24 protein-coding genes are annotated in these 23564 nt (G+C 51.5%); 9 read left to right on the plus strand and 15 right to left on the minus strand.

Annotation, left to right across the window (positions count from 1 at the left end):
- Positions 1 to 301: 301 nt before the first annotated feature.
- The 3 genes from M0220_RS08045 to M0220_RS08055 form a co-directional block, all read right to left on the minus strand.
- Positions 302 to 658: a hypothetical protein gene (locus tag M0220_RS08045; protein ID WP_030071535.1), complete on the minus strand. Its 357-nt coding sequence runs from the start codon at positions 656 to 658 to the stop codon at positions 302 to 304.
- On the minus strand, positions 658 to 930 hold the full coding sequence (locus M0220_RS08050; protein ID WP_018918476.1) for an HU family DNA-binding protein: 273 nt from the start codon (positions 928 to 930) through the stop codon (positions 658 to 660). Before M0220_RS08050 ends, M0220_RS08045 begins: the two co-directional genes overlap by 1 nt.
- A 104-nt stretch (positions 931 to 1034) precedes the next feature.
- Positions 1035 to 2228, minus strand: a complete 1194-nt coding sequence (locus tag M0220_RS08055) for an NAD(P)/FAD-dependent oxidoreductase (protein ID WP_264019099.1) — start codon at positions 2226 to 2228, stop codon at positions 1035 to 1037.
- 87 nt (positions 2229 to 2315) lie between these two features.
- On the opposite strand from M0220_RS08055, the gene M0220_RS08060 reads away from it, so the two are divergent.
- From M0220_RS08060 to M0220_RS08085, 6 genes are all read left to right on the plus strand, one after another.
- A complete protein-coding gene (locus M0220_RS08060) occupies positions 2316 to 2912 on the plus strand; it encodes a chorismate--pyruvate lyase family protein (protein ID WP_232222355.1) in 597 nt (198 codons plus the stop codon).
- 34 nt (positions 2913 to 2946) lie between these two features.
- Positions 2947 to 3837, plus strand: a complete 891-nt coding sequence (gene ubiA, locus M0220_RS08065) for a 4-hydroxybenzoate octaprenyltransferase (protein WP_264019100.1) — start codon at positions 2947 to 2949, stop codon at positions 3835 to 3837.
- Between the two features lie 123 nt (positions 3838 to 3960).
- Complete coding sequence (gene phoB / locus M0220_RS08070) at positions 3961 to 4650, plus strand: phosphate regulon transcriptional regulator PhoB (protein WP_030071524.1); 690 nt, start codon at positions 3961 to 3963, stop codon at positions 4648 to 4650.
- 2 nt (positions 4651 to 4652) lie between these two features.
- Entirely contained in the window at positions 4653 to 5960 is a 1308-nt protein-coding gene (gene phoR, locus M0220_RS08075; RefSeq protein WP_264019101.1) for a phosphate regulon sensor histidine kinase PhoR, read from the plus strand.
- A 298-nt stretch (positions 5961 to 6258) separates the two neighbouring features.
- Positions 6259 to 6561 (plus strand): hypothetical protein, encoded by a 303-nt coding sequence (locus tag M0220_RS08080; RefSeq protein ID WP_264019102.1) that lies wholly within the window; start codon positions 6259 to 6261, stop codon positions 6559 to 6561.
- A 467-nt stretch (positions 6562 to 7028) separates the two neighbouring features.
- The gene (locus M0220_RS08085; RefSeq protein WP_264019103.1) at positions 7029 to 7349 is read left to right on the plus strand and encodes a hypothetical protein; all 321 of its coding nucleotides are present in this window, start codon (positions 7029 to 7031) and stop codon (positions 7347 to 7349) included.
- A 113-nt stretch (positions 7350 to 7462) separates the two neighbouring features.
- Here M0220_RS08085 and M0220_RS08090 read toward each other — a convergent pair whose 3' ends face one another.
- The 7 genes from M0220_RS08090 to M0220_RS08120 form a co-directional block, all read right to left on the minus strand.
- On the minus strand, positions 7463 to 7942 hold the full coding sequence (locus M0220_RS08090; protein ID WP_264019104.1) for a copper chaperone PCu(A)C: 480 nt from the start codon (positions 7940 to 7942) through the stop codon (positions 7463 to 7465).
- Between the two features lie 124 nt (positions 7943 to 8066).
- Complete coding sequence (cysZ, locus tag M0220_RS08095; protein ID WP_030071513.1) at positions 8067 to 8801, minus strand: sulfate transporter CysZ; 735 nt, start codon at positions 8799 to 8801, stop codon at positions 8067 to 8069.
- Positions 8802 to 8868: 67 nt separating this feature from the next.
- Positions 8869 to 9594 (minus strand): phosphate signaling complex protein PhoU, encoded by a 726-nt coding sequence (gene phoU / locus M0220_RS08100; RefSeq protein ID WP_030071511.1) that lies wholly within the window; start codon positions 9592 to 9594, stop codon positions 8869 to 8871.
- Positions 9595 to 9624: 30 nt separating this feature from the next.
- Positions 9625 to 10440 (minus strand): phosphate ABC transporter ATP-binding protein PstB, encoded by an 816-nt coding sequence (gene pstB / locus M0220_RS08105; RefSeq protein WP_030071508.1) that lies wholly within the window; start codon positions 10438 to 10440, stop codon positions 9625 to 9627.
- Positions 10434 to 11858 (minus strand): phosphate ABC transporter permease PstA, encoded by a 1425-nt coding sequence (gene pstA, locus M0220_RS08110; protein WP_264019105.1) that lies wholly within the window; start codon positions 11856 to 11858, stop codon positions 10434 to 10436. Before pstA ends, pstB begins: the two co-directional genes overlap by 7 nt.
- Positions 11858 to 12976 (minus strand): ABC transporter permease subunit, encoded by a 1119-nt coding sequence (locus tag M0220_RS08115; RefSeq protein ID WP_264019106.1) that lies wholly within the window; start codon positions 12974 to 12976, stop codon positions 11858 to 11860. Before M0220_RS08115 ends, pstA begins: the two co-directional genes overlap by 1 nt.
- Before the next feature lie 96 nt (positions 12977 to 13072).
- On the minus strand, positions 13073 to 13957 hold the full coding sequence (locus tag M0220_RS08120) for a PstS family phosphate ABC transporter substrate-binding protein (protein ID WP_264019107.1): 885 nt from the start codon (positions 13955 to 13957) through the stop codon (positions 13073 to 13075).
- Between the two features lie 153 nt (positions 13958 to 14110).
- Between M0220_RS08120 and M0220_RS08125 the strand changes: the two genes are divergently transcribed.
- Positions 14111 to 14524, plus strand: a complete 414-nt coding sequence (locus M0220_RS08125; RefSeq protein WP_030071501.1) for an acyl-CoA thioesterase — start codon at positions 14111 to 14113, stop codon at positions 14522 to 14524.
- A gap of 76 nt (positions 14525 to 14600) precedes the next feature.
- Here M0220_RS08125 and M0220_RS08130 read toward each other — a convergent pair whose 3' ends face one another.
- The 3 genes from M0220_RS08130 to hexR all read right to left on the minus strand — a co-directional run bounded on the left by M0220_RS08130 (position 14601) and on the right by hexR (position 18958).
- Entirely contained in the window at positions 14601 to 15689 is a 1089-nt protein-coding gene (locus tag M0220_RS08130; RefSeq protein ID WP_264019108.1) for a TRAP transporter substrate-binding protein, read from the minus strand.
- A 136-nt stretch (positions 15690 to 15825) separates the two neighbouring features.
- The gene (gene uvrD / locus M0220_RS08135) at positions 15826 to 18024 is read right to left on the minus strand and encodes a DNA helicase II (RefSeq protein WP_264019109.1); all 2199 of its coding nucleotides are present in this window, start codon (positions 18022 to 18024) and stop codon (positions 15826 to 15828) included.
- A 79-nt stretch (positions 18025 to 18103) separates the two neighbouring features.
- Positions 18104 to 18958, minus strand: a complete 855-nt coding sequence (gene hexR / locus M0220_RS08140; RefSeq protein ID WP_009723260.1) for a transcriptional regulator HexR — start codon at positions 18956 to 18958, stop codon at positions 18104 to 18106.
- A 279-nt stretch (positions 18959 to 19237) separates the two neighbouring features.
- Here hexR and M0220_RS08145 point away from each other — a divergent pair, with 279 nt between their 5' ends.
- Positions 19238 to 19456: a PA3496 family putative envelope integrity protein gene (locus M0220_RS08145; RefSeq protein ID WP_030071494.1), complete on the plus strand. Its 219-nt coding sequence runs from the start codon at positions 19238 to 19240 to the stop codon at positions 19454 to 19456.
- 94 nt (positions 19457 to 19550) lie between these two features.
- Here M0220_RS08145 and M0220_RS08150 read toward each other — a convergent pair whose 3' ends face one another.
- Positions 19551 to 20894: a sodium-dependent transporter gene (locus M0220_RS08150; RefSeq protein WP_030071493.1), complete on the minus strand. Its 1344-nt coding sequence runs from the start codon at positions 20892 to 20894 to the stop codon at positions 19551 to 19553.
- A gap of 153 nt (positions 20895 to 21047) precedes the next feature.
- Positions 21048 to 21902 carry a DUF72 domain-containing protein gene (locus tag M0220_RS08155; RefSeq protein WP_264019206.1) on the minus strand — a complete coding sequence of 285 codons (855 nt, stop codon included), beginning with the start codon at positions 21900 to 21902 and terminating at the stop codon, positions 21048 to 21050.
- 242 nt (positions 21903 to 22144) lie between these two features.
- Between M0220_RS08155 and hglS the strand changes: the two genes are divergently transcribed.
- Positions 22145 to 23512, plus strand: coding sequence for a 2-oxoadipate dioxygenase/decarboxylase HglS (gene hglS / locus M0220_RS08160; RefSeq protein ID WP_030071488.1), 1368 nt, complete (start codon positions 22145 to 22147; stop codon positions 23510 to 23512).
- The last annotated feature ends 52 nt before the right edge of the window (positions 23513 to 23564 follow it).

Consider the following 23564-nt stretch of genomic DNA (forward strand, 5'->3'; position numbering starts at 1 on the left):
GAGGCTCTTAGCGTTCTCTTTTTTAGACTTTAGTTTAATAATTAGTATAGAGGGAATGGCCTGTGCTTGTCTTTACCTGCTGTTATCAATGACAGTGTTCTCCCTCACGTTTACTGACACTCCCCGCCCAGCCGGCTTTATAGGTGAGTGGGCGGACAAACTCGCCCCAACCCGCATCAATACAGCACCTTGGCGGTACACGCTTATATCACCGCCCGGTTGGGCAATGCTTTACACGCTGAGTGGTAAACAAAAAGAAAGGAAGAAAAAAGCCCGCCACTTTAAGGTGGCGGGCTGTTTATTACATATTTTTCAGTAGCTTCTGTAGCTTGTTCATATCAGCAGAGTCGCCCACTAGGCGAACTTCACCGGCTAGCATACCGTCGAGAAAGGCCTGTTGTGTAGGTTTCTTGAGTATTTTTAACGCGGTATCTTGATCGCGGAAACGAAGCTCAAGGTCTAGGTCAACGGGCAAGCCTTTGCCGGTAGTGATGCCTTTTGGTGACATTCGATAATACCGTGCAATGCTTAGGTCTTCCGTGGCAACACCCCAGTCCAGACCGCGCATTCGCTCAAGTTGTTCCCTAAAGCGCGGTTTGCGTCGCAGGGCTCTTTTAAGCAGTAAGCTCAGTAGCCACAGCGTCAGCTTGAGTTTCATTAGGAAACGGCGTCCTTAAGCGCTTTGCCTGGCTTAAACGCAACGTTTTTGCTGGCAGGAATCTGCAGTGGCGCGCCAGTTTGTGGATTTTTGCCAGTACGTGCAGCACGTTCGCGCACGGTAAACGTTCCAAAACCAATGAGAGCGACATCTTCACCTTTGGCCACGCTATTGGTGATTTCGTCCAAGATAACGTTGAGCACTTGACCTGCTTTGTCTTTGGATAGATCAGCGCTTTCAGCAATGGCGGCGGCGAGTTCAGGTTTGCGCATAAAGGTATCTCCCTATGTGAAAATCAAGCGTAAGTTCATCGATGTTATTAGCAGCATTGCTCAGCTGGTTAGCTTTTTCAGCTTAGCCGTAAATGCGGCGAGAATCAGCCTAGCAGCGCAGGGGCCGTTCTGGAAAGCTCCACTTTCCTTCTCACGCAGCCACCTGTCAACGCAAATCCAATCAAACGTCCGTCTTTATTTTCAGCAATGGCTGTCATTTCGTTCCCTTCTCCCTCAATTTGCCACTGTGCTGGCGTGGTTGCAGGTGGGTAGGCAACAACGGGTAGTAAGGGCGTTTTTACTATCACAGGCCATGCGCCAAAGCTGACGCTGGTTGGCTTTCCGGTAAGTGTCGATGTCAGCGCTTTTATGCACGCTTGCAAGGGCTGCACGTACATTGCATTTACGTCCTCAACGCAAGCCACATCGCCTAGCGCAAATATGTGGGGTTGCGAGGTGCGTAATTGGCGGTCAACCATGATGCCGCTGCGGGACACCGCCAGCCCGGCAGCTTCTGCAAGCTCGCTGCGCGGCGTTAAGCCGGTGGCCAGTAACGCTATGTCGGCAACATAGTGGTCGCCATTATCAAGGTGCAGCGATAGGGCATTGTCGGGGTTAAGCGTCAGTGTTTGTAGGGTGCGCCCTAAAGCAAGCTGAATACCTGCTGCTTGAAAAGCGTTACCCAGTGCTTGGCCTAACGGTTCGGGCAGTAGACGTGGCAGCGGCGCGCGCTCTGGCGCAATAAGGGTGACTTGATGGCCGCCAGCATATAAGTCATTAGCGAATTCACAGCCCACCAAGCCAGCCCCCACAATTGCTACCCGTGCAGGCGCTGTCGCCAAGGCATCATAAAAGCGGCGATACTCGTCTAAATCGTTCACCGTAAAGCACCGTTTGGCGACGTTTTCCGGCACGCTAAAGGGTGTACGTGGCGCCGCGCCAGTCGCTAGTACAAGGTCATCGTAGTGAAGCTGATGACCGTTACTGAGTACTATGCGCTGGTTATCCACATGCAGGTGTACGACCTGGGTGTGGGTAATTAGCTCGGCATTAAGCTCTTCGGCAACGTCGCGGGCGCTGCGCTGTGCCAGCTGGTCGGGCGTTAAGCGCTTCGCAAAGCCGGTGGAGAGCAGCGGTTTACTGTAATCATCGCCGCTATCCGCGCTGATGAGGGTAATGGTGCGTGTATCGCCTTGCCGGCGCAAGGCTCGTGCAAGGCCAATCCCCGCCATGCCAGTGCCAATAATAATCAGCGCTGAATGTGAGTTGGACAGTAGTTGTTTATCGATTGCGGGCATGCAGTCACCAAAAGTCGGTGGAACAAAAGCCAGTATGGTCACCATGTTACACTAGCTCTATATGTATTGACCGCCTCGGAGACCCTGGTGAACGCCCCTACTTTTCGGCAAGCCTCTCTAGTCCCTCACCAACTCGTTACTCATCGACTATTTACTCATTGGCTACCCGTTGCGGCGGCTCGTCCTGGGATGAGCGCCCCGTGGTGGCAGTGGGTAGCCTCGAAGGATTCCTTGACAACACGGCTAACCGTCGCAGGCGACACCAAGGCGTTTCGGGTGCAACTGCTGCGCCAAACGGTTGGGTTTCCTCTGCGTGATGAAGCGCTGGCGCTGGGCATTGCCCCGCGACGCTATGCCTGGCTAAGGGAAGTGGCACTGTGTGTGGGAAATAAACCTTGGGTGGTTGCGCGCTCGGTAGCGCCACTTAGCCAGTTACAAGGCAAAGGCTTGGAAGGGCTGGGCGAGCGCTCGTTAGGCAGTTGGTTGTTTCGACAGCCCGATCTAGTGCGTGGACCGCTTTACGCTACCCGCCATCAGCCACGTTTTGTCGTCGAACAGTCTGCGCTATTGGCAGACAGTGTATGGGGGCGGCGCTCAGTGTTTCAGCACAGCGGACTGTCGCTATTGGTACAGGAATACTTTTTATCAAGCATGGCAGATGATCTTGACCTGCCTTCGCGCTAGGCTAGTGCCAGCGTATTCTTTTTGAGAGGTAAGCATGGATCGTTCTCTGTTGCGGCCAACGGGATGGGCCCGAGTGGCAGATTTTTTACATTTAATGCGCTTAGATCGCCCGATTGGCACCTGGCTACTGATGTGGCCAACGTTATGGGCGCTTTGGATAGCGGCTGATGGTGTGCCTGAGCGTAATGTGCTGCTAATTTTTATTGCTGGTGTGTATGTGATGCGTGCCGCGGGCTGCGTGGTCAATGATTACGCTGACCGTCACTTTGATGGCCATGTAAAGCGCACTAAGCATCGCCCATTAGCCACTGGGCGTATCAGTGAAACCGAAGCGCAGCTACTGTTTATCGCGCTGGTTGCCGCCGCTTTCATTTTAGTGTTGCTGACCAACTGGTTTACGGTGCTGCTTTCAATCGGCGGTGTTGTTTTAGCGTTTATTTACCCCTTTATGAAGCGGTATACCCACTTCCCACAAGTGTTTTTGGGAGCGGCGTTTTCTTGGGCAATCCCCATGGCATTCGGTGCAGTATTGGGGTACGTTCCGTTTGAAGCGTGGCTGTTGTTTAGTGCGAACGTTTTATGGACAGTGGCTTACGATACCCAATACGCCATGGTCGACCGCGACGATGACCTTAAAATTGGCATTAAATCTACCGCGGTGCTGTTCGGTAGTGCTGACCGCTTTATCATTGGTGTGCTGCAAGCAGCGACATTGTTGCTACTTGCATGGGTGGGAATACGCGTTGGTTTGGGAGGGTTTTTCTGGCTTGGGTTAACGGGGATGGCCGCTACGTTTGCCCACCAACAGCGGCTAATTGCTGGCCGTGAGCGTGACCGCTGTTTCCAAGCATTTCTAAACAATCACTGGTCTGGCTTATTGATTTTTGCAGGAATAGTACTGAGTTGGTGGCCAATCACTGGCTAAATATCGTCTTTGTCATAGAATTGTCATCAAGTCATGGTGTTATCGTCATTGACATGTCACTGAACTGTTTTGTTGAACTGTTCTTTCGAACCAGTTTTCATTGAACACCGTGAGGCCCCTGGAATGACCGCCAAGACCGTTTTGATTGTCGATGATGAAGCGCCTATCCGCGAAATGATCGCCGTGGCGCTTGAAATGGCTGACTATCGCGTACTTGAAGCGGATAACGCCCAGGATGCCCACGCCATGATGGTTGACCATCAGCCAGATCTACTTTTGCTGGATTGGATGATGCCCGGTACCAGTGGTATTGAACTGGCAAGGCGTTTGAAGCGTGAAGAAGCGACAGCAGAAGTGCCTATAATCATGCTAACCGCCAAAGGCGAAGAGGATAATAAGATTCAAGGGCTTGAAGCTGGCGCTGATGACTATATCACCAAACCTTTTTCGCCCCGTGAGCTGGTAGCGCGCTTAAAAGCAGTGTTACGCCGTACTACGCCTCGTGGCGTCGAAGATCCTATCGAAATCAATGGCTTGCTTTTAGACCCTGTCAGCCATCGGGTGAGCGCTTATGGCAAAGCATTGGAAATGGGGCCGACAGAGTACCGTTTGCTGCAGTTCTTTATGACCCACCAAGAACGCGCGTACACACGTAGCCAGTTACTTGATCAAGTGTGGGGCGGTAACGTGTATGTTGAAGAGCGTACCGTAGACGTCCACATTCGTCGTTTACGCAAGGCCCTCGGGGAAGCCCACCAAAACCTTATTCAAACGGTGCGTGGCACTGGATACCGCTTCTCTGCCCGGGTGTAACCGTGCGTTTGTGGAGCCGAGAACTGTGGCGCTTTGTTTTGTGGGCAATGCTAGGCCTTTTCCTAGGGTGGCTGGTGGCAGTTCCAGGCATCGGTCTAGCGGCGGGCCTTACCGTTTGTCTTGGCTACCATTTACGTCAACTACGTGCGCTATTTAAATGGTTAACGCTTCATCCCCATGATGAACCCCCTGCAGCGAACGGGATATGGGGTGAGCTATTTGATCGCTTGTATCGCTATCAAAAAAGCCAACGGATTACCCAGAACCGCTTACGCGCGACGTTGGCACGTATTCAGGAATCATCTGAAGCAATGCGTGATAGCGTGGTTATGTTGGACCGGCATGGTGACCTAGAGTGGTGGAACAGCGCAGCGACAGAAATGCTGGGCCTACAAACGGCTCATGACCGTGGCCAGCACATTACCAACCTGCTTCGTGACCCAAGATTTATCAGCTATTTTAACGCGTGTAAGTACGGTGAGCCGCTAACCTTGACGTCGCCCATCGATGAACGGCGCATCCTTCAATATCAAATTACCCTTTATGGCGATGATGAACGCTTAGTAATGGCGCGAGATATTACCCGCCTCCATCGTTTAGAGCAGATGCGTCGTGACTTTGTGGCGAACGTTTCCCATGAGCTACGTACCCCGCTTACAGTGTTAACGGGGTATTTAGAAACCTACGGCGAGCTGAAAGATCAGTTGCCGCCGCGGTTAGGTCGCGGGATTGGCCAGATGGAAGAGCAGACTAAACGCATGCAAAATTTGGTCAATGATTTGCTGCTACTTTCGCGGTTAGAAATTGATCAAGGGGGAGAGGATCACCAACCGCTAGCGGTAGGACCGTTACTCGATAGTATCCGCCGCGATGCGCTTGCACTTTCTAATCAACAACACAGTGTTCATGTTGTGCTTGAGAGCGACGCGCGGCTCATTGGTAGCGAACAAGAGCTGCATAGTGCTGTTTCTAACCTTGCCTTTAACGCTGTGCGGTATACCCCAACAGGTAGTCAGATAACGCTTCGCTGGAAAACGCTACCGAATGGTGGCGCCTGCATTGACGTTGATGATGACGGTGAAGGGATAGACCCGGTTCATATTCCACGCCTAACAGAGCGCTTTTACCGTGTTGATAAAGGGCGTAGTACAGCAACGGGTGGCACGGGCCTTGGCCTTGCGATTGTGAAGCATGTACTACTAAGACATGATGCACTGCTACACATTGAATCCCATCCTGGCGAAGGAGCCCTCTTTCGCTGTGTTTTTCCCTCCTCCCGGGTTGTTGAAAACGAGCATAGCCTGACATAGGGCTTGTAAATACAAATATTGTATAAGTGTGCCATGCTGTCATATAAGTATGGATACATAATGCTCATGTGCCATTTCTAACCAGTTTGCCCCCCTTATTTCGAAAGACTTATGTTGTGCTTGCGCCTCTTTTTTTTCCTTAAGTTTTTGTTTATTAAAAATATTATTGTTTTTTTTGGCTTTTGGCATAACGAATGCAAGTATATGGGTAAGAGAGAACATCACAGGAATTGGTAAGCCGAAAGGCAATCTTTCTTACCATTTAAGCAGTATTGAACAGCGATCGAGGAGATGGAATATGATGTCCAAGGAACTACTCAAGAAAGCTGGTATTTTAAGTGTAGCGTTCGGTCTAGTTGCTAGCCCTGCGGCATTCGCTCAAGAGCCAGCAGACCCAGCGAATAATATTTCTCCAGATGAACAGCCCGTCGAGTCCCAAACCGAAAGTACAACTGGTACAGGTAACTATGACAAACAAGATTTGACCCATGACGAAGGCGATAACGCCAGTGACATGGAGCCAAGCTCAACGGATCATGGTGATTCAGATGCTGGCTATGACAGCACGGAAGAATTGCCAGAAGAAAATAGTGGCATGTAAGACTTATCCGTCTAGTATTAACTTTAGTAACTGATATTTTCTAAAGTCAGTATAGCTCTTATTCTTATGGATGAGCCATTTAGCAACACGGATGTTTCATTGCACGGATGCTCTTAAATTCAAGGATTGAATTATTCGACGATTATCACGCTGGTTAGGGTTAATTCCAAGGTTGGAGTCCCTCAAATGGATAGGAAGCCAGCAGTGCACATCGCGATCAGTAAGAGCGCTCAAGACCCCACCTCGGTGGGGTCTAATTTTTTGCGTAGATTAATTTTTGTGTGTAGCTCACATTTTATTGGTAATTGAAAGGGGGTTCATACCCTATTGCCTTGTTAATGCCTGAGTTATAGTGAGTGCTTAGAGCTAATATATTCAAATATAGTGCTTGGTGACTGACAAAAAGGTATCTCGTATTATTAGCCTGTCGGTTACTCCATGTAGTAGGTGGTCAAGGAGTTTTAGGTATGTTGTTGACATCATTCATTAAAAAAGCAGCTGTTGTAGGTTTGTTGTTTGGTCTAATCACTAGCCCAATGGCATTTGCGCAATCTTCTATAGAGCTGAATCAGGAACGCGCTGATAATCAAGAAATTATTCAGCCTGAATCGCGCAATACCTCGGGTCCTGCGAGCTATTCAGCTAAGGATTTAATCAACGATAACGAAAATACGCTGATCTACTCTCCTTCTAGCCGTAATAGCAAAGATGATGAAGAGTCTAAAGCTAGATCAGGTTATCGTGCTGAAGAGCTAAATCGTGAAGAGGGGAGCAGTACACGCTGGTAACCAGTGTGACGGCTAAATTTATGAGGTAAAGCACGCGTGTTTATTAATAAAGCCCCACTTCTATGGGGCTTTTATATGGTGGCACCGCTCAGGGCAACGGCACGCTGTGGTTATTAATGCTGATGATGGTGATCAGCATCTGTGCTTCCTTGCTGGGCATCTTGTACCCAAACCTCTATTTCAATGTCGTCTTGTTGAGCAAACTCTAACGTAATGGGAAAACGCTCACCCTCTACCAGTGGCTGGTGTAAGCCCATTAACATCAGGTGATAGCCGCCACCCGGGCGCATCGTCAGTGTTTCATCTTTAGCGATTTCAATGGCGCTGACATGGCGCATTGTCATCATATCGCCATCCATTTGCATGTCATGCAGCTCAACACTGTCACTCACAGGTGACTGCGCACCAACTAGTGTGACGGGTTCTGTACGAGCTGTAATATCCAGATAAGCGGCACCGTTTACCACGCCAGGAGGAGTTGGTGTGGCAAAAGGGTGAACAATCCTTAACTGGTCGGTTTGAACGTCGTGAGCCGATGCAAAAGAGACGCTGCTAGAGAGGAGAGCCGTTAGCCAGAGTGCGCGGGTCAGCATGGTCGTATTCCTTGTAGGAGCCTTGTTTCTTAACAAGGCTTATGCTTAATCTTGATAACACTAGGTAAGCCAAACAACCTTAAGGTAACAAATAGGTTGGGCTAGCGTTATAGCAGATAGGCCATTAGCGATGAGACGTAATGTCGCGCGTACCACGGTAATGGTCATCCCACATTAATACGGCACCTGCCACCGCGCCGGGAATCAAGAACAGGTTGGCGAGGGGGATCCAGGTCACTAGCATAATTAATCCGCCGTAGGTGAGACTGGGCCACCACCGTTGCGATAGTCGTGTGCGCATATCTCTAAAAGTTATCTTATTGTTATCCATGGGATAATCTAAATAAGTAATCGCCATGATCCAGGCAGAAAAGAGTATCCATAAAATAGGGGCTATCAGGTTTAGGCCGGGTATCCAACTAATGACAAACAGTATCAGCATACGAGGCAGAATATAGCCGAGTTTGACTAGCTCGCGGCCTAAGGCGTCGACGGCGGTTTTGGCTAGCCCGCGGTCGTCCAGTGGTTCACGCCCTGTCGCTTGGCGTTCTACCTTGGCTGCTAAAAATCCATAGAAAGGTGCGGCAATTAAGTGGGTAACCAGGGTAAAGGTAAAAAAGATTACCAGCAGCAGACTGATAAAGAACAGAGGCCAGATGAGCCATGACAACCACTCTAACCAGCTTGGTACCATCATCATGGCGCTGTCTAGCCAGCCAGAAAAGCGGTTGACTACAAAACTCAGCATGCCAGCATAAACGAAGATATTGACCAGAATGGGTAGGAAAATATAGCGCCGCAAGCCCTTTGTGTACACCAGACGTGTACCTCGACTTAGCGCTGTTATCGCATCCAACATGCCTGCTCCTTATAAAAACGCCCAGATAAATTATCTGGGCGTATTGCAGGAGGAATTGAGTGCTAGGTCAAGATTTTTTAAGCACTTGCGGGTCGATAGAATCGGGGTCGCTGTGGCGTATATCTAACCCTTTTACTAGGTAGACGACGTACTCAGCTAGGTTATTGGCATGATCACCCACGCGTTCCAAGGCGCGTAGCACCCACATGATGCTAAGCACGGAGCTAATCGAACGCGAGTCTTCCATCATAAAGGTCATTAGCGAGCGCATGGCGCTACCGTACTCGTCGTCAACGAACTCATCTTCGCGGACAACTTGCATCGCAAGTTCGGTATCAAAACGCGCGAAAGCGGTAAGCGCATCGCGTAGCATTTTACGCACATGCTCGCTAATATGGCGCACTTCTACTAGACCGCGAATATTGCCGCTATTTTCGCTTAAAAGTAATGCATTTCGAGCAATTTTGCTGGCTTCGTCGCCGATGCGCTCAAGATCAGATGTTGCGCGAATCACCGCTAGCACCAAGCGCAAATCGGAAGCCGCTGGCTGACGACGAGCCAGTACGCGGGTGCATTCATCGTCAATCTGCAGTTGCAGGTCGTTTACTTGGCGATCATTATCGCGCACTTTTTCAGCAAGACGGCTATCGCCTTCAAGTAGCGCAAAAACTGCATCTTGCACTTGTTTTTCCACCAGGCCGCCCATGGCCATCAGGTGGGTTTTTAGCTCTTCCAATTCTTGGTTGAATTGGCGAGAGATATGCTGGCTGTGGGTATCGCTCGTAATATCCATTGAGCACTCCTGACGTAATGTCTTTAGGGCCTAGGTAATGCGGCCGGTGATGTAGTTTTCGGTGCGTTGTAAACGCGGGTTGGTGAACACTTGATCCGTTGGCCCGTACTCAATGAGTTCACCGTGCTGCAAAAAAGCCGTGTAGTCAGAAACCCGCGCGGCTTGCTGCATATTGTGGGTAACCAGCACCAGCGTTAGCTGTGACTTTAGGTTACGGATTAGCTCTTCGATTTTTAAGGTTGAGATAGGGTCTAGCGCTGACGCTGGTTCGTCGAGTAGCAACACATCTGGCTGCACGGCCAGCGTACGAGCAATGACTAGGCGCTGTTGCTGGCCTCCGGATAGCTGCCACGCCGAGCGATGTAACCGATCTTTTACCTCATCCCATAGCGCTGCCGATGTTAGAGCCCATTCGATGATGTCGTCTCTTTTTCGCTTGGGTAAACGCTGTTGTAAACGTAGGCCAAAGGCAACGTTTTCATAAATCGACATAGGGAAAGGGTTTGGCGTCTGAAACACCATCCCAACGCGCCGCCGCAACTCAGTGACATTCATGTCTGGTGCATGAATATCTTGTCCTTCAAGCTGAATATGGCCGCTATGTGTTACCGATTCATTAAGGTCGTGTAGCCGATTAATCGCGCGCAACAGCGTTGATTTACCGCAGCCAGAGGGGCCAATAAAGGCCGTTACGCTGTGGCGCGGTAGGTCTAACGTTAGGTCGTTTAACGCCATTTTCCCCGCATAAGCGAGGTGAAAGTGGTGAATGCTCAAACAGCGTTGTTCAGCTGAAAAATGCGTCACGGGTGTTGGAGCCACCTTGTCGGACGATAAGGACGCTAACATTCGTTTCCTCGCTGACGCCTTAGATAATGACGCAGAAATATGGCAGTTAGGTTAAGCACTAGCACAATTAACACCAGTAGTAGCGCGGTAGCGAAAACCAAGGGAATGGCAGCCTGTACATCTTCACCGTGAAAGGCAGTATCAAATAAATGATAGCCGAGGTGCATAAATTTGCGCTCTAGATGAAGGTAGGGAAAGTCGCCATCTACAGGCATTTGAGGCGCTAACTTAGCAACGCCAACTAACATTAGTGGCGCTACTTCTCCAGCCGCTCTAGCAATCGCCAAAATTACCCCGGTTAGCATGGCGGGTGTTGCCATGGGCAGCACAACCCGCGTCAACATTTCAAAACGCGTAGCGCCCAGTGCAACCGCGCCTTCCCGTTGTGCATCGGGTATGCGAGCAAGCCCTTCTTCGGTAGCAACAATCACCACGGGTAATGTGAGCAAAGCCAGTGTTAGCGATGCCCACAATAGGCCACCGGTGCCAAAAGTGGGTGAAGGCAACTCATCACTAAAAAACCAGCTATCGATAGAGCCACCTATTCCGTATACAAATACCCCAAGACCAAACACGCCATAAACAATCGAGGGCACGCCTGCAAGGTTTCGTACGCCAATGCGTACCAAACGTGTTAAGCGGTTTTGATGGGCAATTTCGTTAAGGTAAATAGCAGCGAGAACTCCAAATGGGGTAACGATCACTGACATCAAAATGACCATTAATACGGTGCCAAAAATGGCTGGCCACACACCTCCGCCTGTATTCGCAGCACGTGGGCCTTCACTTAGAAATTGCCAGATGCGCTGCCCCCAGGCGATGGTTTTTTCCCCCCAGGACATAGCGTTCGGCGATTGAAAGTGGCTAACATTCGCCAGCGGTTGACGAAGGGTTTGGCCGTCTGCGGTGGCTAGCACTAACGTTCCAGGGGGACGTTGGTTGACGGGTAAGGCAAGCGCATCTTGGATGAAGGCCCAGGCTGCCTGGTCTGTTAGTCGTTGATCGCCACTCTCCATAGCGGTTAAACGGCCGATGAAATCGCCCCATGGGGTACGCGTTAAGCGGATAAGATCTGCTGGCTTGGTCTGCTGGCTAATGTCATCAATGGCAATCCAGTGCCAGTTGCTTCCCGTCACCTCTTGATTACCAGTGAAATAGAGCCGCTCAGTCCCTGCTCCTTTAGGCAGCGCCATTTCACGTACCGGCTGTCCAATCACAACCTCACCTGAATTTAGGGTGACTTCCTCAAGAGATGCTGGCCAAAAATGGCCTAGCCCGCGAACCGCCAATAGCGTTATTAATGATGCCAACATTAATAACGAAAGCGACACACAGGCAGCACAAAGCCACGGCCAGAGCCCGCTACCGTTTATGTTTGAAAAACTGCTTTTTGACAAGCCAACACGCTGCCAATGCATTAGCGTGTGCCTCCTAGGCGTTGATAGCGTCGGCGCAGGCGTTGCCTGACTATTTCAGCTAACGTGTTCACCACAAAAGTAAAAATGAATAAGGCCAGTGCTGCCATTATCAGCAAGTGGTAGGTCAACCCACCCGGTGATGCCTCGGGAAGTTCAATGGCGATAGAGGCTGATAGTGAACGTAGACCTTCAAACGGACTGGCGCTAAAGAGTGCGGTGTTGCCGCTGGCCATTAAGACAATCATGGTTTCGCCAACGGCGCGGCCAGCACCAATCATCACGGCTGAAAAAACGCCGGGCGCTGCAGTGGGTAGGGCAACTTTCCAAAGCGCTTGCCAGCGACTAGCCCCTAGTGCCTGGGCGCCTTCCATTAAAGTAGGGGGCACATCCGCGAGCGCATCTTCTGCAAGCGAATAAATGCTGGGTATCACCGCAAACCCCATGGCAATGCCTACAATTAATGCATTTCGCGTGGCGTAATCAAGACCGTAACGTTGATCCAACAAACGACGCAGATCGCCGCCAAGCCAATGCTGCTCGATAAGGGGAGCCATCCACATAGCCAGAACCGTCATGCCGGCCAGCCAGGGAAGAAGCCATAAACCAGCCCAGGAAAGCGGCAGCCGCTGGCGAAAGCGGGCAGCAATCCGGTGCCACAGGTACCCCGCAAAGACGGCGCTAAGTGGTAACCAAATGATGATTAGTAGGGTGCTGGCCAGGTGTCGCTCTACCCAAGGGGCGAGTAGTAAACCGGCAATAAAGCCAATGACAACACCAGGTACCGCTTCCATCAGTTCAAGCGTTGGCTTTAAACGGCTACGAAGACGTGCTGACATAAATAGCGCTGAGTACATCGCTGCACCCAGGGCAATGGGTGTTGCGAATAGCATGGCAGCCAGTGCGGCTTTTAACGTGCCCCAGGCCAGGGGCGAAAGTTTATTGAGAGAGACTGTGTCGCCAAAAGCGAGCAGCGGTAGCGTTTCCCATATTAGGAAAATGCCAATCGCTAAAATGGCCAATAAGACACCAATACCACCGGCGGTAATAAGCCCAGTGGCAAGTCTGTCTTGCATGTGGCGCAGCGGCTGACGCGAAAAGGGTAGCCGAGGAGGAGTCATGTCGACATCATAGAAAAGCGAAAGCCGTCACAAAAATAAGCATGCATGGTCGAGTCTCCTTACCCTATCGTTTGTTTGTGACAATTAAATGACAGCTCACAGGCGTTGGCGCTGAGCATCGCGTAGGCGTTTAGGGAGCGGCACAAAGCCTGCTGCTTTAACAATCTGCTGACCTGCGTCGGAAAAAATAAGCGATAGAAAGGCTTGTTCCACGGGCGGTAGTGATTCGCTGGGAGGCAGATTAACGTAAAGATAGAGGTCGCGTGACAATGGATAGTTTCCCTGTTGTATGGAGCGTTCGTCAGGCGCAATAGCGGTGCCGTGCTCATCTACTAGGCGAAGTGCACGTACCATGGAATTCAGATGGTTATAGCCTGCATAGCCTATGGCGTTGAAGGATTCACCGACAGCAGCGATGACCGCTGACGAGCCTAGGTGTTCGCTGATATCGCGCCTGAACTCGCCGTTGCAAAGAGCTTTTTCTTGGAAGAGTCCATAGGTTCCTGATGCTAGATTTCGACCATGCGGAGCTATTTGGCCATAGGGCCAGTCTGTTGCTGTCATCAGTGTGCTCCAACGCCGGATGGGCTGGGGAGCACCGCAAGCGAGGCTAGTTGAAAAAATGGCATCGACTTGTTGGAGTGTCAGGGTGTCCAGCGGGTTATGGCGATGCACCACCACGACTAGTGCATCCTGGGCAACGCGAAGTTCAAGCGGTGGATAGCCGTAGCGGTCAATAAATTGCTGGCGTTCTGCTTCACTCATTGGGCGCGACATAGGACCTAGTCGAGTTGTACCAGCCACCAGGGCAGTCGGTGCGCTAGCTGAGCCGCCAGCTTGAAACTGCAGGTTAATATCTGGATAGCGAGCGCTTAAGGCTTCGCCCCAGCGCAGCACCAAGCCTGCCATGGTGTCAGAACCGACAGCACCTAATGTGCCGCTCACCGAGGCTGGCTGGCTCCAGGCAAAGTTACTTGTCATTAGAAGCCAACCAGTGACAATCAGCAGCAACCGATATTTCCTCGTTCGTCGTAAATTGTAACGCTTCAAACGACACCCCTCTTGTGATTAACTATTACCAGCCTATTGCGATGCAGCAACATCACAACAATAACCTTTTGAAGCGACTACCTTATGACACCGCTGGATACTGATTTGGACGATGTACCTGCTCCGCAGGGGCAGCTCACCTTAAAGTTACTGGCTTCTCGGCAAGATACCAATCTCTATGGTGATATTCCGGGTGGCTGGCTAGTTAATCAAATGGACCAAGCCGCCGAGCTGGCCGCAGGCAGAGAGGCAGGCGGCCGCACAGCAACCGTAGCAATTGAAGCGATGGATTTTTTAAGCCCAGTGCGTGTAGGTTCAATGGTAAGTGTTTACACCAGCGTGCGGGAAATAGGCCGTAGCTCGATTAAGATTAATGTTGAGGTATGGGTGCGTCCTCCCCATGGTCGCTATTTGGAAGAGCGACAGAAAGTGACCGAAGCACGTTTTGTCATGGTGGCGTTAGACGATAATGGACGTATTCGTGCAGTACATGGCTGAAAACGTTGACAATCATTAGAAATGAAAAGGGCGCCTTGGCGCCCTTTTTTAGTGCTACTAACAGACCGTGGTGTCTCTAGGCACCGACATTATCGCGGTTTTTCAGGTAAGCGTATTCACCTACATCGCTGAACGGACGCACTACTTTCTGAAAGGCTGAGTAGGATTCATAAACACGGCGTGACTCTTCGTCATTGTCTACTTGGCGTTGAATGGCCTCTTTTGAAGATTCATACAGTGCCGCCATTACATCTTCTGGGAAGGTGCGTAGTTGAACGCCATGCTCATCGACCAGAGTTTCCAATGCCTGGGCATTACGATAGGCAAATTCGCTAATCATGGCGAGGTTAGAGGCCCGCGCGGCTTCACGAATAACATCTTGAAGGTCTTCAGGTAGCGCATTCCAGGCGTCTAGATTAATAGTGCCTTCTAGTACGGCTGTTGGTTCATTCCAAGCAGAGGTGTAGTAGTAATCCGCCACTTGGTGAAGACCAAACGCCATGTCATTGTAAGGCCCAACCCAGTCAGCGGCATCGAGAGCGCCGGTTTGCAACGAGGTAAAAATTTCTGAACCAGGCATGTTGACAGTACTAACGCCAATGCCGTTCATGGCTTCGCCAGCAAGGCCCGGAAGACGCAGTTTCAGGCCCTGCATGTCATCTAGGGAGTTGATCTCTTTTTTAAACCAGCCGCCCATTTGTGTGCCGGTGTTGCCGACAGCAAAAGGCTTTAGGTTATGGTTGGCGTAAATTTCATCCCACAGTTCCTGACCGCCACCGTGATACAGCCATGCGTTCATTTCAGTGGTGTTCATACCGAACGGTACCGCGGTGAAAAACTGTGAGGCTGCGACCTTGCCGCGCCAGTAGTAGGACGCGGAATGTCCCATCTCGGCAGTACCAGCAGCGACTGCATCAAACACTTCAAGTGCAGGAACAAGTTCACCAGCGCCGTGTACGCGTATGCGCATGCGGCCATTGGAGAGTTGCTCAACTCGACGTGCGAAGTCATTGGCACCTGTACCAAGCGCGGGGAAGTTTTTCGGCCAGGAGGTGACCATGTCCCAAGTGTAGGTTTCGTTGGCGCTAGCGGTGGAAACAAAAGGCGCAGCAGCGACACCGGCGGCACCGAGGCCGGCGGTTTTGAGAAATTGACGGCGTTGCATGGCGGGCATAACTCCGAAATTATCTGATGTTTTTTTATTAACGCGCAGTGAGCGCAGTGTCCACTAGCCAGTATGCGCTAAGCAGGTTTTAATGGGCAAGTGCTCGCCTACAGCTTTACGCTTACGTTAACACCGATCAAAGTGGGGCGAGTTTGGCAAACCCTAGTACGAGCCATTTCACCCCTTCCCCTTCAAAGCTGACTTGAACCCGAGCGCGGGCTCCTTCGCCTTCTGCATTAAGAATAATGCCTTCGCCAAACACTGGGTGCATTACCCGCTGGCCAACATGCAGAGCAGGCAGATCGCCGTCGCTTTCAACACGCTGCTGCGTAAAACTTGAGCGTGAAGCGGTAACGGGACGCGAAATATGACCACGTAGGCGGACTTCTTCCAATAGATGGGGGGGAAGTTCACGTAGAAAACGCGATGGCCTGGGAAACACTTCTTTGCCGTGCAGACGGCGGGTTTCGGCATGGGTCAGGTAGAGTTTCTGCATTGCGCGGGTAACGCCGACATAGCAAAGTCGCCTTTCCTCTTCGAGTCGCCCTGGCTCTTCGATCGACATTTTATGAGGAAACAGGCCCTCTTCAACGCCGGCAATAAACACCACGGGGAACTCCAAGCCTTTGGCAGAGTGCAGTGTCATCAATTGCACACTGTCTTCAAACTCATCGGCTTCATGGTCGCCTGCGTTAAGCGCCGCTTCAGAAAGAAATGCTTCCAGCGCCGCCATTCCTTCCCCCGCTTCAGGGGTTTCGAAGGCATCGCCATGGGTAAAGGCGCGAGCAGCGGTCACCAGTTCTTCCAAGTTTTCCACGCGCGCTTGCCCTTTTTCGCCGCGCTCGCTCTTGTGATGCTCGATAAGGCCAGTATGAGCGGTGACATGGTCGATAATTTCATGCAGTGGCAAGCCAGATGCATCGTTGTCTAATTGCTCAATGAGGTTGGCAAATGTCTGCACGGCGTTGGCTGCACGGCCTTTTAGCGTGCCGTCTTGGATGGCATCGTGCAGCGCCTGCCACAGTGAAACGCTTTGCTCTCGGGCGCGATGGCGCACAATTTCAACCGTGCGGGTGCCAATCCCGCGGGTGGGCACGTTAATCACGCGCTCCAGAGAGGCATCGTCATCACGATTAAGCAGTAGCCGCAGGTAGGCGAGGGCATTTTTGATCTCTAAACGTTCATAGAAGCGATGTCCTCCGTAAATACGGTAGGGCATCCCTTGGCGGATCAGCGTCTCCTCCAGTAAACGCGACTGAGCATTAGAGCGGTAAAGAATGGCAATATCGCGGCGATTAAACCCTTCATCGACCTTTTCTTTGATGGTATCGACGATATAGCGGGCTTCTTCTAAGTCGTTAAACCCGGCGTAGATAGAAATAGGGTCGCCTTCGACACCGTCAGTCCACAGGTTTTTGCCTAGCCGCTCACTGTTATGACTAATCAGCGTGTTAGCGGCCTCCAGAATCGCGCTAGTGGAGCGGTAGTTCTGCTCTAGGCGTACAGTGTGCGTATCAGGAAACTCCTCCTCAAAGCGGCGAATATTTTCCACTTTAGCACCGCGCCAACCGTAAATTGACTGGTCATCGTCACCGACAGCGGTCATCGGTGTTTGCTGCCCGGTGAGAAGCTTTAACCATGCATATTGCAGCGTATTAGTGTCCTGAAACTCGTCTACCAATACATGACCAAAGCGTTCGCGGTAATGATTGAGAAGTGGCGGGTTGTCGCGCAACAGCTCAAGACTGCGCAGTAATAGTTCGCCGAAGTCCACTAGGCCGCCGCGTTCGCAGGTAAATTGATAGCGCTCATATAGCTCGACCATCTGGCCAAGATAACCATCGCCGTCCACGTTTACTTGATGTGGGCGCAGCCCTTCCTCTTTGCAGCCAGAGATGAAGCCCTGCACCTGACGGGGCGGGAAGCGCTCATCATCGATGGCGTAATCTTTGAGCATTCGCTTTACCAGCCGTAACTGGTCATCGGAGTCGATGATTTGAAAGTGCTGTGGTAGCCGAGCATCCTGCCAGTGAGTGCGCAGCAAGCGGTGAGCGATAGAGTGAAAGGTGCCGACCCATACATGGCGCATGGAGATGCTCAGCAGCGCTTCCAGACGAGTGCGCATTTCCCGCGCGGCTTTGTTGGTAAACGTAACCGCCAACAAGGCATACGGTGAAAGCCCTTCAGCCTGCATTAGCCAAGCAATGCGATGAACCAGCACGCGGGTTTTACCGGACCCGGCTCCCGCCAGTACCAGTAAGTTGCCTTGGGGCGCGCTTACCGCTTCGCGCTGGGCAGGGTTAAGCTGATCAAGTATCGCCGTGACGTCGTCCATATAAGCCGCTGCCGGTTCGAAAAATGGGCGGCCAGTTTAGCACAGCCAGCGAACTGGCTGTGCATACAGTCGATAGGCACTACGACTCTTCGGGGTAACGCAGCGTATTCAGGCTCTTCTTGACGGCTTTCAGTTGTTCAGCAAGCTTTGGGCCACGCGTTTTGGCAACGCCAACGGCAAGGACGTCAATCAGTACCAAATGGGCGATTCGTGAGCTAAGCGGTGTGTAGATTTCGGTATCTTCATGCACGTCGATGTACAGCGGCAGGCTCACTTCGCTGGCCAGCGGCGAGTCACTCGGGCACAGGCCAATAACGGTGGCTCCTGCCTCACGCGCTAAGCGAACGCTAGCGACCAGCGCTTTGGTTCGGCCTGTTTGTGAGATGGCGACCACCACATCACCCTCTTTGAGCGTGACCGCCGACATGTTTTGCATATGAGGGTCGGCATAAGCTGAGGTCGATATTTGCAGGCGGAAGAACTTGTGTTGGGCATCAAAAGCCACGGCACCGGACGCCCCAAAGCCATAGAACTCGACGCGGTTTGCCATGGCAAGCGCATTGACGGCCCGCCCAAGGGCATCATTATCAAGACGGTCGCGTACCGATAAAAGCGTGCCCACCGTGGAGTCAAAAATACTGTGGGAAAACTCAGCAACCGAATCGCTATCGTTCATCGAGAACTGGGCAAACTGACTGCCACTGGCCAGCATTTGGGCAAGCTGGAGCTTAAAGTCTTGGAACCCGTTGCAGCCAAGCGCGCGACAGAAGCGCACGACGGTGGGCTCGCTGACTTTAGCCTCTGTTGCGAGGTCGACAATCCGCATGTGGATGACCTCGTCTGGATTGCGCAGCACAAACCGCGCAACCTTTTGTTCGGAGCGACGAAAATGCTCCATGCGGCGTCTCATTTCATCGAACAGGGCGCGGCTCACGTTCAGCTCCTTAAATTCTCTTTAGTGCTTATGCAGGCATACTGATAACAGTATGCCTGAGTGTTCTCTGCAGCGTACGTTGCAGAGGGCACGATGCAGAAACAGTATAAATGCGATTTACTCATGCGTTTAAACGTCGTTAAGACATTTCAGCAGGATTCGTCATCATTTTGTCAAGTAGGTTATAGTAAGAAGTGAAGTGCCGCACTGCATCATTTGAAAAACAGTCGTCACGGATGCAGGTGGACGTAGGCATATTCACCTGGAGGAACGTCGATTATGAGAAATATCGAACGAATTACCTCGGTAAAAAGCGAACTGCTCGACATCTTTATGAGTATAGAAGTCGATGAACATGTTCAACGTCGGCGCAGTGCAGCCCAGCGCAGCCTGCGGGCGCGTCGGGGAATTGAACTGCATCGGGAGTTTCAGAAGTTATCGCGGGATATCGCTCCCTTGCCAGATGATGAAGAACAGCAAGAGAGCGAATTGCATTAATTAAAAAGCGCACTTAGGGATAAGCGGGCGGTGCATCAGATCCGCCCCGTTCACGCTTAGGGCGGTATCCTGCGTTACGGTCGTCAGCGAAGGCTTAAAGTAGCCCGGTGACAAACACAACAATAACCCCCGCGGGCGCTACGAAGCGTGCGATGACATTCCATACGCTAACGCCAGTGGATGAAAGCCCAAGCTCGGCTTCTACGCTGTCGCGCTTCAAACACCACGCAACAAACACAATGGCCCCTAAGCCGGTTAGTGGTAGTAGGATCTTGCTAGTAAACGTATCGAGTAGATCGAAAATATTGAGGCCGAAGAACAGTACCTCTGACCATACGTTAAACGACAACAATGCGGCAACGCCAAGCAGCCATACGCCAATCCCGCTCGCTAATGTGGCGGTGACACGAGACATTGGCGTACGTTCTTCGAGCATTTCTACCGTTGGCTCTAGCAATGAAATCGCTGATGTTAAGGCCGCAAAGGTCAGCAGCAAGAAGAACATCAAGCCCAAAATTGTACCGCCTGCCATATTACCGAACGCCAATGGCAACGTGACAAAAATCAAGCCTGGACCTTCTCCAGCACTAAGGCCATTCGCAAACACAATGGGGAAGATTGCTAGTCCCGCCAGCAGTGCAATCACCGTGTCAAGAATGATCACCGTGCGTGCCGTGCTAATAAGGTTAACGTCTTCGCCAAGGTAAGAGCCGTAAGCCATCATGATGCCCATACCCAGCGATAGGGTGAAGAAGGCTTGGCCCATGGCAGCAAGTACGACACCACCATTCAGCGCACTCCAGTCAGGGCGGAACATAAACGCTAGCGCTTCACCAAAATAGCCGCTGGCTACGCCATAGCCCACCAGTATCAACATTAATACCACCAGGGCAGGCATTAGCAGCCGTGCTGCGCTTTCCAGGCCTTTAGTAACGCCTCGCGCCACAATCCCGATGACAAGCACCATAAAGGCGGTATGCCAAAGAAGTAGGGTAACCGGACTAGCCAGCATGCCGCCAAAAAGACCGCTAATTGCGTCAGCATCTTGGCCGTTAAACGTACCAATGACTGAACCTAGGGTGTAGTTCAGTGACCAGCCCCCAATGACACTGTAAAAAGACAAAATCAAAAAGGCTGCCAACACGCCGCTCACGCCAACTAATGCCCATGCTTTTGATTTACCGTGATCAGCAGCTAGGTCAGCCATGGTATTAATTGGGTTTTTCTGGCCACGACGGCCAATCATCCACTCAGCGACCAAAATGGGCAGGCCTACTAACGCCACGCAAGCAAGGTAGACAAGCACGAAAGCTGCACCACCGCTGTCGCCCACCATATAAGAAAAGCGCCAAATGTTGCCAAGGCCAACGGCCGAACCAGCGGCCGCCAGCACAAACCCCATGCGCGATGACCACTGTGCATGTGCAAGTTTTGCCATGAAATCACCTGTTTAGTTAATTGTAATAAGGCGTTATTAGCCTAATGTGCCGATTTTCGGAAAATAGAAAGGTTCCAGCGTTATTTTCCGAAAGTACGCGCAATTTATCCGATCATGGTGGGGGTTGCCAGTCAGTTAGCCTAAAAAGACTGATCAAAACAGTTGGCTCTGCTTCTCACCAGCGAATGACGAAAGGGCGGGCAAAGTAACGCGGTGTTGCACTTCATGGTACAAACAGCGTGCTAGTTCTGGTGACGCGTGGTTATCGGCAGTATGCACAAATAAGAAAGGGGTTTTCCCCTGACTTATCCACAGGGCAAGCCGATCAATCCACGGCGTGAAATAGTCTGTATTAATTGTTTTGTCAATATGCCCAATGAAGCGAATGACTGGATAATTTGCTGTGGAAAGCACGTGTAGCGGGAGTTTCGGCTTTTCTTGCTGAGCATGCGCTAAGCCAGGATTGCCATTAGCAGGGGTTGAAAACACCGGACGAACATCAAGCATCACGCGGTTAGCTGAATAAGTTATTAACAAGCGGTTAAGGGCTTTTTCAGCATCGCCTTTGAGGAAAAAAGCGGGGTGGCGTACCTCCACTGCACACGGTAAGTGGGCTGGCCATTGTGCAAGGAGTGTTTCTAGCTTGGGCAGCTCCGAAGGGCCGAAATCGCGCGGTAGCTGAATCATGGTGGGGCCAAGACGATCATGCAGTGGCGCGAGTGCCTCTATAAACGCCCAGGCATTTTCGGGTTGGGTTAAACGCTGGTCATGGGTGATCGTGGCAGGCAGTTTAAAGCAGAAACGAAAATGGGGTGGAGTTTGCCGCGCCCACGCGGCCACTGTTTCTGGCTTTGGTGCGCCGCTATAAAACGTTGTGTTGCCCTCAACGCTTGAAAAAACCGCCGCATAGTCACTCAGCAGATCCGTTTTAGCGTGGCGTGGGTACAGGCTGCCCAACCAGTCTTGATTGGCCCACATGGGGAGACCAAGGTATAGCGGTGGCGTCATGGCGGGGTTTTTCATGGGCGTTTAAGCTTCTTTTTTATCTTCATTTTGATCGTTAGTGTAACTCTATTTGGCAACTACCTGACGGAACGAGGGTGGCATAGCGCGTCATGAAAGGCGTTTAAATGAAGGTAAACGCGAAAATTATGAAATTTTTCTGATGCTGGCAGCGCTACTATGCCAACTAGCTCCTCGACAGTCATGTTCGCCATGTCTAAATGTGTTGCCAATCAATAGGACTGCCCATGTGTTCCGATTACGTTAGCTCTGATGATATTCGTGACCAGTTTTCGAAAGCGATGTCAGCGATGTATCAACAGGAAGTACCCCAATACGGCACGCTGCTTTCGCTGGTTGAAGTGGTGAATGATGACGCGCTCAGTCAGGATCCTGCGCTAGCGGATGCGTTAGCGGCCACAGGGGAGCTTTCACGTATTAACGTTGAACGTCATGGGGCGATTCGTGTGGGGCTACCGGAAGAACTTTCGTTGTTGCGACGGATGTTTGCGGTTATGGGCATGGTGCCAGTAGGCTACTACGATTTAGCCGCTGCGGGGGTGCCGGTTCACTCTACGGCCTTTCGGCCCGTCGATGATGAAGCACTGAAGCGTAACCCATTTAGGGTATTTACATCGTTACTGCGCCTTGAATTAATTGAAAACGCGGCGCTACGAGAGCAGGCACGGGAAATTTTGCAGCGCCGTGAGATCGTTACGCCCCAAGCAGTCGCGCTAATAGAGCGCTGTGAACAGCAGGGCGGTTTGAGCACGAATGATGCTGACGCCTTTGTAGAGGCCGCCCTTACGACTTTTCGCTGGCATCACGATGCAACGGTGGATGTCGAGACCTACCACCGATTGCACAAAGAACACCGCCTGATCGCTGATGTGGTGTGCTTTCATGGGCCGCATATCAATCATTTAACGCCACGGACCCTGGATATTGATGAGGTGCAACGTCGCATGCCGGACGTTGGAATTAATCCAAAAGCGGTGATTGAAGGCCCACCGCGTCGGGTGTGTCCTATTTTGCTACGCCAAACCAGTTTTAAAGCGCTCGAAGAAACCATCACCTTTGCTGATAATGCCCAAGGCCACCACACTGCCCGCTTTGGTGAAATTGAACAGCGTGGCGTTGCCTTGACCCATAAAGGCCGCGAGCTTTACGACCATTTACTGGCAGAATCACGGTCATTACCCGTGGCACCGGACAACGCGACTCATCAAGCGCAGCTGGCGGAGGTGTTTCAGGCATTTCCCGATGACGACGCCACGCTGCGGCGGGAGGCATTAGCGTTCTTTCATTACTACGCAGTGCCAGGTAAGCAGGTGGCTTTGCCAGATAACGTGGATGCCGCTGGGGTTGAGGTGTTAATTGAGCAGGGCGCACTGGTTTGTCAGCCGATGATCTATGAAGATTTTTTGCCTGTGAGTGCTGCAGGTATCTTCCAATCGAACCTGGGCGAACATCAGCGTGATGAGTACTCAAGCCATGCGAATCAGGCTCAGTTTGAGCAACACCTGGGGGCTGCGGTAATTGATGAGATTGCGCTCTATGCTCAGCGCCAGCAGGCATCTCTTGAGCAGGCGCTGGCAGTGTTACGAGGAAGGTGATAGAACGGGGCTTTAGCGTTATTTTTGCCGATGAATGTTAGGCCCAATACAC

The organism is Halomonas qinghailakensis, from assembly GCF_025820815.1.
GTDB lineage: Bacteria > Pseudomonadota > Gammaproteobacteria > Pseudomonadales > Halomonadaceae > Vreelandella > Vreelandella qaidamensis.